The following is a 15,462-nucleotide window of genomic DNA, read 5'->3' on the forward strand; positions in this document are numbered from 1 at the left end:
CTTGCTGCGATCTGTCGGGACGGCGTTCTGTGTTGCTGTTGGTGGGTGTCGACCTTGGTCGACACGGTAGATCCACGCCATGCGTGGATGGATTTCTGGTTCATCTGTGCCTCACGCGGTGGGCCGATGAAGGTTCATGCTATGGGGCCACGCAACGCACAGGACATCGCATTCCCCATGGCACGGACCCGGGTCGGCATCATCTTCGGTGGCAAGTCATCCGAGCACGAAGTTTCCCTGCAGTCGGCGAAGAACATCCTCGATGCGCTTGATCGCGAGCGCTTCGAGCCGGTGCTGGTCGGTATCGACAAGCAGGGTCAGTGGCATCTGAGCCAACCCGATACCTTCCTGATCAATGCCGATGATCCGTCGCGCATCGCCCTGCATCGGTCCGGTACGTCGCTGGCGGTGCGCCCGGGCGCCGAGCAGGCGCAGCTGCAGCCGTGCGATGCGGCCAGCGCGCTCGGCCAGATCGATGTGGTGCTGCCGATCGTGCACGGGCCACTGGGCGAGGACGGTGCGCTGCAGGGGCTGCTGCGCATGGCCAACCTGCCCTTCGTCGGCTCACCGGTACTGGGTTCGGCGGTGGCGATGGACAAGGACGTGACCAAGCGCCTGCTGCGCGACGCCGGGCTGCAGGTGGCACCGTGGCTGTGCATCCGTCGCCATCAGGCGGCGGCAGTCGATGTCGATGCGGTGATCGCGCAGCTCGGCCTGCCGTTGTTCGTGAAGCCGGCCAACCAGGGTTCGTCAGTGGGGGTGAGCAAGGTCAAAGATGCAGCGGGCTTCGCCGAGGCGCTGGCATTGGCGCTGCGCTACGACCACAAGGTGCTGGTGGAATCGGCGGTGGTCGGCCGCGAGATCGAGTGCGCGGTGCTGGGCAATGCGCATCCGCAGGCCAGCCTGTGCGGCGAGGTAGTGGTACACGACGAGTTCTACGCCTACGACACCAAGTACATCAACGACGATGGCGCCGACGTGGTGGTGCCGGCAGACATTGATGGCGCAACGCAGGCGCGTATCCAGCAGATCGCGCTTCAGGCCTACCGGGCGCTGGAGTGCGCGGGCATGGCGCGCGTGGATGTATTTCTTACCGAAGCGGGCGGGATCGTCATCAACGAGGTCAACACGCTGCCGGGCTTCACCCGCATCAGCATGTACCCGAAGCTATGGGGCGCCAGCGGCGTGGACTACACCACGCTGATCACGCGCCTGATCGAACTGGCGCTGGAGCGCCACGAGGCCGATCGCGGACTGCAGAGCGCTGTGTAGCGGCGCTGTGTGTAGCCTCGAGCCATGCTCTATGATCCTCTGTAGAGTCGAGCCATGCTCGACTCACGAGAAGCAGTCGAGCACGCTCGACTCTACAAAGGGGGGTGCCGACCAACGGTCGGCACCCACCGGAAAGAGCAGTGCCGGCCGGCGGCCGGCACTACCCTGCGGTCTACTAGCCTCGCTTGCGGAACATCGAGATCACCGCAAGGATCAGGAACACCACGAACAGGATCCAGGCGATGTTCGTTGCGGCGCCGGCGATACCGGAGAAACCCAGAACGGCGGCGATGATGGCGATGACAAAGAAGATGATGGCGTAGTGCAGCATGGCGCTCCTCGCGGGTGGTCGAGCCTTGGATGGCGTGGGTCCATCCTCCCGATCCTGCGGTGTGCAACCAGTGATGGCGATCTATGCAGCAGATGAAGCCTTCAGCCTGCGCAGCCCTTCTTCGATGCTGACTTGCGGCACGTAGCCGAAGTCACGGCGCGCCGGTTCCATGCTGTACCAGTGTGGCGTACACAGCTGTTCGGCCAGGAAACGGGTCAGCGGCGGCTCCCCGCGCAGTCGCAGCAGCGGCCACAGCCGCTCGCAGACAGCGCCGATGCGGTAGGCAGTCTTGAAGCTGATCGCCTTGTCCACCGTCGGCGCACCCACCGCAGCCAACAGCTTGTTCACCAGCTCGCGCATCGGCAACGGCTCGCCATTGGAGATGAAGTAGGCCTTGCCCGCGCACGCAGCGCCCGGTGCCAACGCTTCGAAGGCGAGGAAGTGCGCCAGCGCGGCATTGTCGATGTAGGTGGTATCGACCTTGTTGCTGCCATCGCCCACCAGGCGCAGGCGGCCCTGCCGCGCACGCTCGGCCAGGCGCGGCACCAGCTGCTGATCGCCAGGGCCCCAGATCAGGCGCGGACGCAACGCCATCGTCGCCAACGCGGCATCGTTGGCGGCCAGCACGCGCTGTTCGGCGATCGCCTTGGTGGCCGCGTACGGCGCCTGGAAATCTTCGCCGTACGGCACCTCGTCGGCGCCGAGGCCTTCCACCGGATGGGTGGCGCGATGGGTCACGCTGGGCGTGGAGGTGTAGACCAGCCTGCCGATGCGGTGCGCGCGGCAGGCTGCGATGACGTTGTCGGTGCCGACCACATTGGCCTGGTGGTAGCTGTCATAGCTGCCCCACGCGCCGGCCTTGGCACCATTGTGGAACACCGCATCGACGCCGGCCACCGCATGCAGCACCGCCTGCGCATCGGCCAGATCACCGCGGATCTGGCCCACGCCCATCGCCTGCAGTTCGGGGTAGTGGCTGCGGTTGAACGCCAGCACTTGGTGGCCACGCTCAACCAGCCCTCGGCACAGCGCCTGGCCGAGGAAACCACCGCCGCCGGTGACCAGGATTTTCATGCGCGCTTCTCCAGTTCGGCGCCGGCCCAGACGGCGAGCTTTTCGCGGCCGATCTTGGCGTTGTGACGGATATCGACGGGGAACGCCGGATGCACCAGGACGTGCTGCAGGTTCGCATCGGGCAACCGTGCGGCGGCTTTCGCACGCAGGGCCTCGCGCAAGGCCGGGCTGTCGCTCTGCCCGCGCTGCAGTTCCACGCACAGCACCGGTACCTGTGCACCGGCCGGGCCAACACCCACCAGGGCCGTGCGCGCCACGCCGGGCACGGTGTTGAACACCGGCTCGACCTGTTCGGTGTACAACGGCCCCTGCGCGGTTTCCACGCGATGGGTCTTGCGGCCGCAGAACCACAGACGGCCCTGTGCATCAAAGTAGCCCACGTCGCCCATGCGATGGACGATGCGGGTGCTGCCATCGGCCAGCGTCTCACGGATCTTCGCCGCCGCGGTGGCCTGCGGGCGGTTGAAGTAGCTGTCGGTGGCGGTTGGGCCGGCCACAGTGATTTCTCCCACCTCGCCGGTGGCCAGCACACGTGCCTGCGACCAGTCGGCCAGCGGCGCGTCATCGATGGCGATGATGCGGACCTCGTTCGGTTCCACCACGCTGCCCACGCAGGTGCCAGCGCCGGCCTCGGTGGCGGCGCGGGTGCGCTCCAGCTCACGCCCCTCCACCACTGCCACCGGCAGGCACTCGGTGGCGCCGTACGGCGTCCAGAACTGCGCGTCGGCCGGCAGCAGGCTGCGGATGGTGGCGACCACGTCCGGCGGCACCGGTGCACCGGCCGAGGTCACCCGGGTCACCGTCGGCAGCGGCCGGCCATGCTTCGCCAGCACCCGCATCAGCGCGGGCGAACCAAACAGCTGGGTCACGCCGAAGCGCTGGATGGCATCGTGCAGGCGTGCCGGGTCAGCCTGCGCCGGCCGCGTCGGGTCCATGTCCGGGATCACCGAGGTCAGGCCCAGCGCCGGGTCGAACAAGGCAAACGGCGGGAAGGTCGGCAGGTCCACCCCGCCCGCTTCCATGCCGAAGGCACTGCCCAGCAGCTGGATCTGGCCGACGAAATGGCGGTGGCGGTAGACCACGCCCTTGGGCACGCCGGTGGAGCCACTGGTGAACAGGATCGCGGCCATGTCCTCGCCATCGGTCTCGGCCAGCATCGGCCCAGCGCTGGCGCCGGCGCGCTCCAGCGCGGCCAGGCTGGTGCCGCCCCAGCCGAGGCGGCGGCCGACAGTGACCAGGCGGGTCGCCGAGGGCGCCCAGCGCAGCGCCAGCCGCGCCACATGGGCCAGTGGAATGCCGATGAAGGCCTGCGGCTGCGCCTCGTCCAGGCACTGCTTCAGGGCGCGCTTGTCGATGCCCGGGTCGACCAGCACCGGCACCGCCCCCAGCTTGAACAGCGCGAACATCAGCAGGAAGAATTCCGGCGAGGGCCGCACCATCACCACCGTGCGCACCCCGCGGCCGATCCCGTAGCCGGCCAGACCGGCGGCCATGGCGTCGCTGCGGGCATCCAGCTGGCGGTAATCGAGGGTGACGTCGTAGGCGGCCATGCCGTTGCCGGCGCCTCGGCGGCCCGGGCAGCGGATGGCGATCTGGTCGGGGCGTTCACGCGCCAGTTCAGGCAGGCGCGCGGCAATGTTGCAGGGTCGGTTCATCTGTTCATTGTCGCCGCTTACGGAATTTCTTGCGCGGCGGCCGACTTCGTGGAAAATCCGCACCCTCGTTCCCGATTCCGACTGCCGCCCGAGGCGGCTTGCCCATGCAACATCCCTGCATGACCTGCGGCGCCTGCTGCACCCAATACCGCGTGGCCTTCCACTGGATGGAATCGGACGAGGTCACCCCCGGCGGCGTGCCGCACCAGCTTACCGAGGTGCTGGACCCGCATCGCCTGTGCATGCGCGGCACCCATTCCAAGCCGGTGCGCTGCGTCGCGCTGGATGCGCAGATCGGCGTGTATTCACGCTGCACCATCCACCCCAACCGGCCCAGCGTGTGCCGCGAGGTGGATGCATCGTGGGAGTATGGCAAGGCCAGCCCGCAGTGCGACAAGGCGCGCATCGCCTATGGCCTGGATCCGTTGACGCCGGCCGACTGGCGCTGGCGCGATGACGCCGACAATGACGACGACCATCCGGACGACAACGGCAACAGCCCTTCCTCGCCGCCGCAGGCGCCGGTCGCCGCGTAATGGTAGTGCCGGCCGCTGGCCGGCAACCTCATCAACCCTTCGGGTGTGCCGACCAACGGTCGGCACCCACCGGAAGAGGAAGGGGTGGATGCCGACCGTTGGTCGGCACATCGATCAGATCGGGTTGGCGTCCAGGAACGCGCGGATTTCCGGCACCAGCACCTCGTGCTTGTCCTCCAGCACGTAATGCCCGGCGTCCTCGAACGCATGTACCTGGGCCTTCGGCAGCGCGGCCTGGAAGCCCTTCAGGAAATGATGGTCGAACACGAAGTCGCGCAGGCCCCAGCCGAGAAAGGCGGGACGGTCGGCGAACGACGGCAGCGCCTTGCCGGCGCGTTCCAGCAGCGACCAGGCCTTGTCGGCCGGCGACAGCGGGATGTCCTGCATGAAACGGATGGTGCTGATGCGGTTGGCCCAGCTGTTGTACGGCGACACGTAGGCGCGGCGCACGTCGGCCGGCATCTTCCGCTCCACGCCCAGCCACGAGGCACCGGAGGAGAACGCGTTGAAGCTGCGGATGATCCACTCGCCGATCTTCCAGTGACGGCCCAGCGCGATCTGCCACGGCATCTTCTTCGCCGCCGGCATCGGGAACGCGGCGGTGTTGAGCACCACCAGGCGCTTGACCTGGTCGTGGTGCGACAGCGCCCAGCCGAAACCGATCATGCCGCCCCAGTCGTGCACGGCCAGGGTCACCGGTCCGGTGATGCCCAGGTGCTTGAGCAGCGCATCGAGGTCGTCCACGCGCGACTGCAGCGTGTACTCGTAGCGGCTGTCATCAGGCTTGTCCGACAGGCCCATGCCGATATGGTCCGGCACGATGCAGCGGTAGGTGTCCGACAGGCCGGCCACCAGCGTGCGCCAGTAATAGCTCCACGACGGATTGCCGTGCACCATCACCACTACCTCGCCGTCGCGCGGGCCTTCGTCGAGATAGTTCATCGACAGGCCCGGGCGCACTTCGAAGCGCTGCGGGTGGGCGGGGTAACCGGGAAGATCGCGCATGCGGAGCACCTTGGAAGAATCGCGGCGCGGTGTAGCGCCGAGCCATGCTCGGCGGCTCTCCGGTCAGGCCGCGGAAGAACCGCGCTGTGCGCGTGAGCCGAGCATGGCTCGGCTCTACAGGAGGTCGGGCAGCGGGCTGCTTACCAGACCACTTCAGCCATCGAACAGTTCAGGCCGGAACCAATGCCCAGAAGCGCGATGCGATCACCCTTCTTCAGCTTGCCCAGCTGCTTGAGCTTGCTCAGCACGATCGGCACCGAGGCCGGGCCGATGTTGCCGTGCTCGCCGAAGATGGTCATGACCTTCTTCGGATCGATGCCGAAGTTCTTGATGAACGCAGCGGTGTGCGGCTGGCTCACCTGGTGGATCACGAACTGGTCCAGCTCTTCCACGGCCCAGCCGAGTGCGATCTTGGCGGCGGTGAAGGTCTTCTGTGCCAGCTTGATGCCTTCGATCAGCAGCAGGCGGGTGTCGGTGACCATGCGGTCCAGGTTGCCCAGGCACAGCTGGTTCCACTCGGTCGCCGAGCGGGTGACGCCACCCTTGTAGCGCGGCGCGTCCGGCACCAGCTCCGAGCGCGCCATCACCATCGCGGCAGCACCCGAACCGGTGGTCAGGGCCGCCAGTTCGTTGCGGAAGTCGTCGGCGGTGACGTCCGGAGCGGTCATGCGCTCCAACGTCTTCTCGTACACCAGGTTGGCGGTCTCGCCATCCACCACCAGCGCGTAGTCGATGTCACCGCGCTCGATCATGCGCGCGGCGATATCCATGCCGTTGATGAAGGCCAGGCAGGCGTTGGCGACGTCGAAGGTCATGCATTCGTCGCTGACGCCGAGGTTGCCCGACACGATGGAGGCGGTGGACGGCTCCAGGTAGTCGCGGCTGACCGAGGTATTGACCAGCAGGCCCACCTGCGTCGCATCGATTCCAGCGTCTTCCAGCGCCTTGCGGCCGGCCATGGTGGCAGCGTCGGACGCCAGCACGCCGTTGTCCCACAGGCGGCGCGCGTGGATGCCGGCGATATCGCCGAGCACGTCGGTGCGGATGCCCAGGCGATCCAACGTCGGCTGCAGGCGTTCGTTGATTTCCTTGGTGGTCAGCGTATGCGGTGCGTCGACGTGTGCCAGGCCGGCGATCGAGACATTCTTGAAGAGCATCGAGGTTAGCGCCAAGGCTCAGGCAAAAGGGGGCGCTATTCTATAACCCCGGGGGCCTTCACCGCATCTTTACGAATTCAGCGCTGGCCGTATGGTGAAGCGTTCAGCGCGGTGGGCACTGGAACGCGGCGAAGCGCTGGCTGCCATCGGCCGGGGCCGCAGCGGCCTGCACGGCATTGGCACCTGCGCTCGGGGCCTCGTTGCGAGCCAGGGTTTCCAGCTCTTCCTGCACGCGCAGCGGGTTGCGGTTGTAGAAGCCGACCTTGCTCTTCACGGTGACGACCACTTCGCCCTTGGCGATGCAGCCAGCGGGAACGGGGCCTGCCGGCAGTACGCGGGTCGCCTTGCCGGCCGGTTCGATCGGCACCCAGGTACAGGCGGTGACGGTGAGCAGCAGGGAGGAAAGCAGCAGAACGCGCATGGGCAGATCCTGGAAGGGTATGGGGGGATTCTGCCTGAACAGCCTGAATCGGGGGTAGCCGGGGCGGAGCCCAGGTAGCGCCGGGCCATGCCCGGCGAGCGCACAGCGCGGCATGGCTGGCCGCCGGAAAGCCGCCGGGCACGGCCCGGCGCTACCACGGGAGACCTGCCCGCCGTGGCGGGCAGGCACGTCCCTTATTTCTTGACCGGGTTGCCTTCGGCATCGATTACGGTCACCTCGCCCAGGTTCAGCGCACGCACGGCCGCTTCGGTCTGCTTGAGATCACCCACCACCACCCAGGTCAGCGCCTGCGGCTTGATCTCGGCGGCGGCCTGCTGCACCTGCGCCGGGGTCATCGCCTCGATCTCGGCCTTGCGACGCAGCACGTAGTCGTCCGGGCGCTTGAACTGCACGATCGAGCCGATGGTCGACGCCACCGCGCTGGCGGTCTCGTAGGCACCGGGCAGGCTCAGGGTCTGGATATTGCGGATGCGGTTGACCTCGGCAGCGGTGGCCGGCTTGCTGCCATCGGCGAACGCGGCGATTTCCTTGCGCATTTCCGCCAGTGCCGGGCCGGTCTTGTCGATCTGCACCGGCGCGCTGGCCATCCACGGGCGCTGGCCCACCGAATTGACCGCGCTGCTGCGCGCACCGTACGACCAGTGCTTGTCTTCACGCAGGTTCATGTTCAGGCGCGAGGTGAAGTCGCCGCCGATCACACCGTTGGCGATGTCGAAGCGGGTCGAGCTGGTGGCGCTGGAAGGTGCCACCACCTGGCCGGCGAACAGGTTGGCCTGCACCGCGCCCGGCTGGTCGATCAGGAACACGCGCGGGCCCTTCGGCAGCGCCACGTCGGTGGCCGCCTTCACCTGCGGGGCATCGCCGGCAGCCTTCCAGTCGCCCAGCTGCTTGTCCAGCAGCGGCACGATCTCGGCCAGGGTGGTGTCGCCGACCACGATCAGGGTGCCGTTCTGCGGGCGCAGCCAGTCGTGATGGAAGTCGACCAGGTCCTCGCGGGTCAGGCCGTTGATCGCCGCCTCGTCGCCGCTGCCGGTGAACGGAATGGCATACGGGTGGCCCTTGCCGTACAGCAGCGGGGGCAGCACGCGCATCGCCACCGCACCCGGGTTGACCTTCTCCTGCTGGATGCCCGCGATCCAGCTCGCCTTGACCCGGTCGATCTCGCCCTGCTCGAAGCGCGGTTCGCGCAGCAGGTCGCGGTACAGCGCCAGCGACGGCACCAGGTTTTCCTTCAGCGCCGACAGGTCCACGCTCATCGAGTCCAGGCCGGCCGAGGCATCCAGGCTGGCGCCCAGCGCATCCGCCGCATCGGCGAAGGCCAGCGAGCCGAGCTTGCCGGCACCTTCGGTCATCAGGCTCATGGTGAAGTTGGCGGTGCCCGGTTTGCGGCCCTGGTCGGCACTGAAGCCGCCCGGGAACTGGTAGCTGAACTGCACCACCGGAATCTCATGGCGCTCGGCCAGGATCACCTGGGTACCGTTCTTCAGTGTCGCGCGCTGCAGCGCCGGGAACTTCAACTGCGGGAACTCGCGGGTCTGCGGCACGCCGGCCTTGCGGTCGACCTGCTCCGGCAGCGTGCTGTACTTCGGGTCCACCGCTGGCACGGTGAACGGCTTCGGCGCCTGGCTCGGATCTTCCTTCAGCGCCACGCGCTCACCCGGTGCGATCACCAGGGTGTGGCTGCCCTTGTCCAGCCACTGTGCGCCGAGCCGGCTCAGATCGGCGGCACTGGCCTTCTCGATGTTGGCCAGCGAGGTGCGGAAGCAGCCCGGGTCGCCGGTGAACACCGCACATTCTGCAAGGGCGTCGGCCTTGCCGCCGAAGCCACCGATGCGCTCGATGCCGCGGATGAAGCCGGCGCGGGCGCCGGTCTTGGCGCGCTCCAGTTCCGCGGCGGTCGGGCCCTGCTTGATCAGCCGGTCCAACTCCTCGTCGATGATCTTCTCGACCTTGGCCGGGTCCTGGCCCTGCTTGACCGTGGCCATGATCACGAAGTTGGAGCCCAGCTGTGACGTGGAGAGTCCGGCAGCAATGCTGTCCACCAGCTTGTCCTGGTGCTGCAGGCGCTGGCTCAGGCGCGAGGACTTGGCACCGCCCAGCACCTGCGCGAACAGCTGCAGCTGATCGACCTCGGTGGTGCCGACCTGCGGCACGTTCCAGGCGCGGTAGATACGCGCCTGCGGCACCTTGTCGGTCATCGTCTCGCGCGTATCGGCGCTGCGCTTGGCCACGTTCACCGCCGGCTGCGCCATGGTCGGACCGGCCGGGATGCTGCCGAAGTACCTGGAGACCTTTTCCTTGGCGGTGGCCAGGTCGATGTCGCCGGCCAGCACCAGCACCGCGTTGTTCGGGCCGTACCAGGTGCGGAACCAGGTCTTCACGTCGTCCAGCGACGCCGCGTTCAGATCGTTCATCGAACCGATCACGCCGTGGTGGTACGGGTGGCCCACCGGATACAGCGCCTTGTTGAGCTGGTCCCAGGCCTGGCCGTAGGGCTGGTTCTCGCCTTGGCGCTTCTCGTTCTGCACCACGCCACGCTGCTCGTCCAGCGCAGCCTGGTCGATCGCACCGACCAGATGGCCCATGCGGTCCGATTCCATCCACAGTGCCATGTCCAGCGCGGTGGTCGGCACGTTCTCGAAGTAATTGGTGCGGTCGGTGTTGGTGGTGCCGTTCTGGTTGGTGGCACCGACCTGCTTGAATGGCTCGAAGAATTCGCCGTCGTGGTTTTCGCTGCCCTGGAACATCAGGTGTTCGAACAGGTGCGCGAAGCCGGTACGGCCGGCCGGCTCGTCCTTGCTGCCCACGTGGTACCAGACGTTGACCGCGACGATCGGCGCCTTGCGATCGGTGTGCACGATCACGCGCAGGCCGTTGGGCAGGGTGAACTGCTCGTACGGGATATCGACCTTGGCCGGTGCGGCCGGCTTGGCCGCCAGCGCATGGGAAGGCACAAGCGTGCCCAGGGCGGTGCTGAGGGCGACAGCCAGCAGTGCAGCGCGCGGGCGAAGGGCGAGAGACATATCCGGATCCTTGGTCACGAAGGTGAACCCCGATCCTAGCCTGCGCGCACAGCGGCCGGAATCGGCCAGCAGTCACTGGGGGTGTTTGCCTCCTTGCCCCTCCACCCCTGCTTTGCGGCCCGGGAGGGGCGGTCACAAGCGCCCGCAGGCAACGTCCGGACAGTGTCCGCGGCCCGAGGAATGGACAGGTGTCCGCCCACCGGACACTTCTCTACCCGAACAAACCCCTTCTAAATCAACAACTAAAAGTTGGCACGCGGATTGCTTGGTAGTTCCTGCGCCAGGAAGGGCTTCAGACGAAAGCTGACTGAAGACTGAACAAATGCAGGAAATCGGAAATTTTCCTTGCAAGCCCAGAATTGGTGTACTACCTTACTACCACACCACTGATCACCAACACTAAACAGGCCCCGTCATGAACGCCAAGACCATTGCCATCGCCATCGCCCTGATTGCCGGCACCGCGGTTGTTTCGTCGGTGCAGGCCTCCGAATCCATCAAGACGCTGTCCACCGTGCAGGTCCGCCCTGCCGCCGACCAGCTGGCCCAGCAGGCCTGGGAACAGGCCAGCGGCATCCCGACCCTGGCCACCGTGGAAGTGCGCCCGAGCGCCGACCAGCTGGCCGAGCGCAACGGCTACGTCGCCGCCCCGGTTGCGGCCGCGATGCCGATCACCACCCTGGCCTCGGTGGAAGTGCGCCCGAGCCTGGAACAGCGCGTCGCCCTGGCCGCCGAGCTGGAAGCCCAGCGCTACGCCGCGACCCTGGCTGCCGCCGCCACCAACGTCGCCAACTCGGTCATCGTCAACCTGCCGGCCCTGCAGGTGCGTCCGAGCGCCGCCGACCTGCAGGCCCTGGCCACCGAAACCGCCCAGGTCCTGCTGCGCCCGTAACCGGTGCCGCCCTGCCTCGCGCAGGGCGTGCGCCGTAAAGGCGGCCGCCGTCGCAGGTACACTGCGCCGATGAATGCCGCGCCCCAGTTCCACGTGATCCTGTTCCAACCGGAAATCCCGCCCAACACGGGCAATGTGATCCGGCTCTGTGCCAACACCGGCGCGCAGCTGCACCTGGTCGAGCCGCTTGGCTTCGCACTGGAAGACAGGCAGCTCAAGCGCGCCGGGCTGGACTACCACGAGTATTCACGCCTGCAGGTGCACCCCGACCTGGACACCGCGCTGGCGCGGATCGCACCGAATCGGTTGTTCGCACTCAGTACCCGCGCCAGCGTGCGCTACGACAGCGTGGCCTTTGAAGAGGGCGATGCATTCCTGTTCGGGCCGGAAAGCCGTGGCCTGCCGCAGGACGTGCTCGATGCCCTGCCCGACGGCCGCCGCCTGCGCCTGCCGATGCGGCCGGACAACCGCAGCCTCAATCTTTCCAACACCGTTGCGGTGGTGATGTACGAGGCGTGGCGGCAGCATGGGTTTGCCGGCGGCGCGTAGCGCCACGCGCCTCTCTTCTGCCTAATTGTTGCTGTGGCGGGCGCATGCGTTCATGGGCGTTACTTTTCTTTCCGCGCGGAAAGAAAAGTAACCAAAAGAAACGCGCCGCCATCCGCGAGCCGGTGCTGCGCACCGGTACCCTGCGCTCCTCGGCCCGCCGGGGGACGGCGCGGAACTCGCTGCGCTCATACACTCGCGCCTCTTCGCCCCCGCCGGACCTGCGGTGCTCGGCTCGCTTCAAGGCGGACCCGACAGCCGCGCGGTACAGGCTGTCCTTGAACCCATCGCGGTCCGGTGCGCGGTTCGGCACACCGATCGCTCGCCTGCGAATACGCTACTGGACAATGCCGGCCAGCGGCCGGCACTACCGGTGCACTCAGAACGCGTTGATGCCGGTCAGTTCGCGGCCGATCACCAGCTGGTGCACGGTCTCGGTGCCTTCATAGGTGATCACCGATTCCAGGTTCAACGCGTGACGGATCGCCACGTGTTCGGTGGTGATGCCGGCCCCACCCAGCAGATCGCGACACTCGCGGGCGATGTCGATGGCCATGCGGCAGTTGTTCCACTTGGCCAGGCTGACCTGCTGCGGCTGCAGCTGGCCGGCTTCCTTCAGCCGGCCCAGTTGCAGGGCCAGCAGCTGGGCGGTGGTGATGCGGCGGGCCATCTCGGCCAGCTTGATCTGCGCGCTCTGCGTCGCCGCCAGCGGGCGACCGAACAACACGCGCTCCTTGGCATAGCCCAGCGCTTCATCCAGGCAGGCAATCGCCGCACCGATCGGCCCCCAGCTGATGCCGTAACGGGCCTGGGTCAGGCAGCCCAGCGGCCCCTTCAGGCCCTTCACGTTCGGCAGGCGATGGCTGTCGGGCACGCGCACGTCATCGAAGAACAGCGCACCGGTCAGCGACGCGCGCAGGCTCATCTTGTGCTTGATCTCCTGCGTCGTGAAGCCGGCCATGCCCTTTTCCAGCACGAAGCCCTGGATGCCGTCCTCGGTCTGTGCCCAGACGATCGCGAGGTCGGCCACCGGGCCGCTGGTGATCCACATCTTGCTGCCGCTGATGCGCCAGTCGCTGCCGTCGCGCACGGCGCGGGTCTTCATGCTGGCAGGATCGGAACCCCCATGCGCCTCGGTCAGGCCGAAGCAGCCGATCAGCTCGCCGCGCGCCATCGCCGGCAGCCACTGCTGGCGCTGTTCCTCGCTGCCATAGGCGTAGATCGGGTACATGCACAGCGAGCTTTGCACCGAGACGAAACTGCGCAGGCCGGAATCGCCGCGCTCCAGCTCCTGGCAGATCAGGCCATAGCTGACCGCGCCGAGGCCACCGCCGCCGTACTCGGTCGGCAGCGTTGCGCCGAGCAGGCCCAGTGACGCGATCTGCGGCACCAGTTCAGACGGAAAACGGGCCTGGTCGAAGGCATCGCCGATGATCGGCAGCACGCGCTCGTCGGTGAAGCGGGCGACACTCTCCTGCACCGCACGCTCTTCCTCATTGAGCAGGGAACGGACATCGAACAGATCGTACGGATGCAAAGCCATGGCACTCACACGCAGTCAGGACCCGGCCATTGTCGGTCATCCGGGCAGCGCGTGCCGGCCAGGGTTGGCCCCCACCAGGGCTGAGGCACTACGCTGCGCTGCAGCAATCGTGCGGTGAACGGCGTCTATCTAGCTCGATCACGCGCGTCCCGGTACCCTGACACATTCAAACAACCGTTTCGCCCGTGGCCGCACGCGCGATTCCCAGGCACCGCCGGTGGCCCCGATGCCGGCCCTACCCACGAGTCATGCAATCGATGAGCGCTGAAGCCAACGCCCTGCCCCCGCGTGAAGTAATGGAGTTCGACGTGGTGATCGTCGGCGCCGGTCCTGCCGGCCTGGCCACCGCGATCCGCCTGCGCCAGCGCGCGATCGAAGCCGGCCGCGAGCTGTCGGTGTGCGTGCTGGAAAAGGGCTCCGAACCGGGCGCGCACGTGCTCTCCGGTGCGGTGATGGACCCGCGCGCACTGACCGAACTGTTCCCGGACTGGGCCGAACGCGGCGCACCGCTGAAGCAGAAGGTCACCCGCGACGAATTCCTGTTCCTCAGCGAGACCGGCGCACGCAGCACGCCCAACGCGCTGCTGCCGGAGTGCTTCCACAACGAAGGCAACTACATCATCAGCCTGGGCGAAGTGACCCGCTGGCTGGCGCAGCAGGCCGAGGCGCTGGAAGTGGCGATCTTCCCGGGCTTTGCCGCCGCCGAAGTGCTGTTCGGCGACAACGGTGAAGTGATCGGCGTGGCTACCGGCGACATGGGCATCGAGAAGGACGGCAGCATCGGCCCGGCCTTCGAGCGCGGCATGGCGCTGCACGCCAGGTACACGGTCTTCGCCGAAGGCGCGCGCGGCCACCTCGGCCGCCAGCTGATCGCCCGCTACAAACTGGACGAAGGCAAGGACCCGCAGGCCTACGGCATCGGCATCAAGGAACTGTGGCAGATCGACCCGGCCAGGCATGAGCCGGGGCTGGTGGTGCATGCGGCCGGCTGGCCGCTGGACAGCGACACCTACGGCGGCGCGTTTCTGTACCACGCCGACGGCGGCAAGGTCGCCATCGGCTACGTGGTCGGCCTGGACTACAGGAACCCATGGCTGAGCCCGTTCGAGGAGTTCCAGCGTTTCAAGACCCATCCCTCCATCCGCAAGCACCTGGAGGGCGGCACCCGCATCGGTTACGGCGCCCGTGCAATCACCGCCGGCGGCCTGCTGTCGCTGCCCAAGACGGTGTTCCCCGGGGGCGCGCTGGTCGGCTGCGAGGCCGGTTACCTCAACGCCAGCCGCATCAAGGGCAGCCACGCCGCAATCAAGACCGGCATGCTGTGCGCCGACGCCGCGTTCGACGCGCTGGCTGCTGATCGCCAGCACGATGAACTGAGCGCCTACCCGAAGGCGTTCGAAGCCAGCTGGCTGTTCACCGAACTGCAGCAGGCCAAGAACTTCAAACAGTGGTTCAAGAAGGGCCAGACCGTGGCCACGCTGATGACCGGCGTGGAGCAGTGGCTGCTGCCCAAACTGGGCGTGCGCAACCCGCCGTGGACCCTGCATCGCACCCAGCCGGATCATGCCTGCCTGGAGCCGGCGGCCAAGCACACCCGCATTGCCTACCCGAAGCCGGATGGCGTGCTGACCTTCGACCGCCTCAGCTCGGTGTTCCTGAGCAGCACCAACCACGACGAGAACCAGCCCAGCCACCTCACGCTGAAGGACCCGAGCATTCCGGTGAAGGTGAACCTGGCCGAGTACGCCGGTCCGGAAGCGCGCTACTGCCCGGCCGGCGTGTACGAGTTCGTCGGCGAAGCCGACAGCGCGCGCCTGCAGATCAACGCGCAGAACTGCGTGCACTGCAAGACCTGCGACATCAAGGACCCCACCCAGAACATCGTGTGGGTGACCCCGCAGGGCGGCGGCGGCCCGAACTACTCTGGCATGTGATCGCCCCGGGCTGCGACCGCGTGTCGCAGCCCGGCGGCTCGACCGCACCGCT

Annotated in this window: 13 protein-coding genes; 5 read left to right on the top strand and 8 right to left on the bottom strand. The window is 67.3% G+C overall.

The window, feature by feature from the left end:
- Positions 1-177 precede the first annotated feature (177 nt).
- On the top strand, positions 178-1,272 hold the full coding sequence (gene ddlA, locus AC5P7R_RS06650) for a D-alanine--D-alanine ligase (protein ID WP_031269342.1): 1,095 nt from the start codon (positions 178-180) through the stop codon (positions 1,270-1,272).
- 175 nt (positions 1,273-1,447) lie between these two features.
- Here ddlA and AC5P7R_RS06655 read toward each other — a convergent pair whose 3' ends face one another.
- The 3 genes from AC5P7R_RS06655 to oleC form a co-directional block, all read right to left on the bottom strand.
- Positions 1,448-1,603, bottom strand: coding sequence for a DUF1328 domain-containing protein (locus tag AC5P7R_RS06655; protein WP_005407633.1), 156 nt, complete (start codon positions 1,601-1,603; stop codon positions 1,448-1,450).
- An 81-nt stretch (positions 1,604-1,684) separates the two neighbouring features.
- Complete coding sequence (oleD, locus tag AC5P7R_RS06660) at positions 1,685-2,677, bottom strand: 2-alkyl-3-oxoalkanoate reductase (RefSeq protein WP_134735589.1); 993 nt, start codon at positions 2,675-2,677, stop codon at positions 1,685-1,687.
- Positions 2,674-4,332 (bottom strand): olefin beta-lactone synthetase, encoded by a 1,659-nt coding sequence (gene oleC / locus AC5P7R_RS06665; protein ID WP_134729726.1) that lies wholly within the window; start codon positions 4,330-4,332, stop codon positions 2,674-2,676. The genes oleD and oleC overlap by 4 nt, the downstream gene beginning before the upstream one ends.
- Positions 4,333-4,436: 104 nt before the next feature.
- On the opposite strand from oleC, the gene AC5P7R_RS06670 reads away from it, so the two are divergent.
- Entirely contained in the window at positions 4,437-4,868 is a 432-nt protein-coding gene (locus AC5P7R_RS06670; protein ID WP_005407630.1) for a YkgJ family cysteine cluster protein, read from the top strand.
- Between the two features lie 114 nt (positions 4,869-4,982).
- Here the strand turns inward: AC5P7R_RS06670 and AC5P7R_RS06675 are convergent, their stop codons facing one another.
- From AC5P7R_RS06675 to AC5P7R_RS06690, 4 genes are all read right to left on the bottom strand, one after another.
- Positions 4,983-5,873 carry an alpha/beta fold hydrolase gene (locus tag AC5P7R_RS06675; RefSeq protein ID WP_021202089.1) on the bottom strand — a complete coding sequence of 297 codons (891 nt, stop codon included), beginning with the start codon at positions 5,871-5,873 and terminating at the stop codon, positions 4,983-4,985.
- A 140-nt stretch (positions 5,874-6,013) separates the two neighbouring features.
- Positions 6,014-7,030 (bottom strand): 3-oxoacyl-ACP synthase III, encoded by a 1,017-nt coding sequence (locus AC5P7R_RS06680; protein WP_014035559.1) that lies wholly within the window; start codon positions 7,028-7,030, stop codon positions 6,014-6,016.
- Between the two features lie 103 nt (positions 7,031-7,133).
- Positions 7,134-7,451, bottom strand: coding sequence for a DUF4156 domain-containing protein (locus tag AC5P7R_RS06685; protein ID WP_005407628.1), 318 nt, complete (start codon positions 7,449-7,451; stop codon positions 7,134-7,136).
- Positions 7,452-7,645: 194 nt separating this feature from the next.
- Positions 7,646-10,495, bottom strand: coding sequence for a M16 family metallopeptidase (locus AC5P7R_RS06690; protein ID WP_164144812.1), 2,850 nt, complete (start codon positions 10,493-10,495; stop codon positions 7,646-7,648).
- Between the two features lie 415 nt (positions 10,496-10,910).
- Here AC5P7R_RS06690 and AC5P7R_RS06695 point away from each other — a divergent pair, with 415 nt between their 5' ends.
- Positions 10,911-11,387: an XAC0231 family protein gene (locus tag AC5P7R_RS06695; protein WP_014035556.1), complete on the top strand. Its 477-nt coding sequence runs from the start codon at positions 10,911-10,913 to the stop codon at positions 11,385-11,387.
- Positions 11,388-11,456: 69 nt separating this feature from the next.
- Positions 11,457-11,936, top strand: a complete 480-nt coding sequence (locus AC5P7R_RS06700) for a tRNA (cytidine(34)-2'-O)-methyltransferase (RefSeq protein WP_478436145.1) — start codon at positions 11,457-11,459, stop codon at positions 11,934-11,936.
- A 376-nt stretch (positions 11,937-12,312) separates the two neighbouring features.
- Here AC5P7R_RS06700 and AC5P7R_RS06705 read toward each other — a convergent pair whose 3' ends face one another.
- Positions 12,313-13,476 carry an acyl-CoA dehydrogenase family protein gene (locus tag AC5P7R_RS06705; RefSeq protein ID WP_227852971.1) on the bottom strand — a complete coding sequence of 388 codons (1,164 nt, stop codon included), beginning with the start codon at positions 13,474-13,476 and terminating at the stop codon, positions 12,313-12,315.
- 257 nt (positions 13,477-13,733) lie between these two features.
- Here AC5P7R_RS06705 and AC5P7R_RS06710 point away from each other — a divergent pair, with 257 nt between their 5' ends.
- Entirely contained in the window at positions 13,734-15,410 is a 1,677-nt protein-coding gene (locus AC5P7R_RS06710) for an electron transfer flavoprotein-ubiquinone oxidoreductase (RefSeq protein ID WP_019661900.1), read from the top strand.
- The last annotated feature ends 52 nt before the right edge of the window (positions 15,411-15,462 follow it).

It is taken from the genome of Stenotrophomonas sp. YJH_SMC_27 (assembly GCF_059369815.1).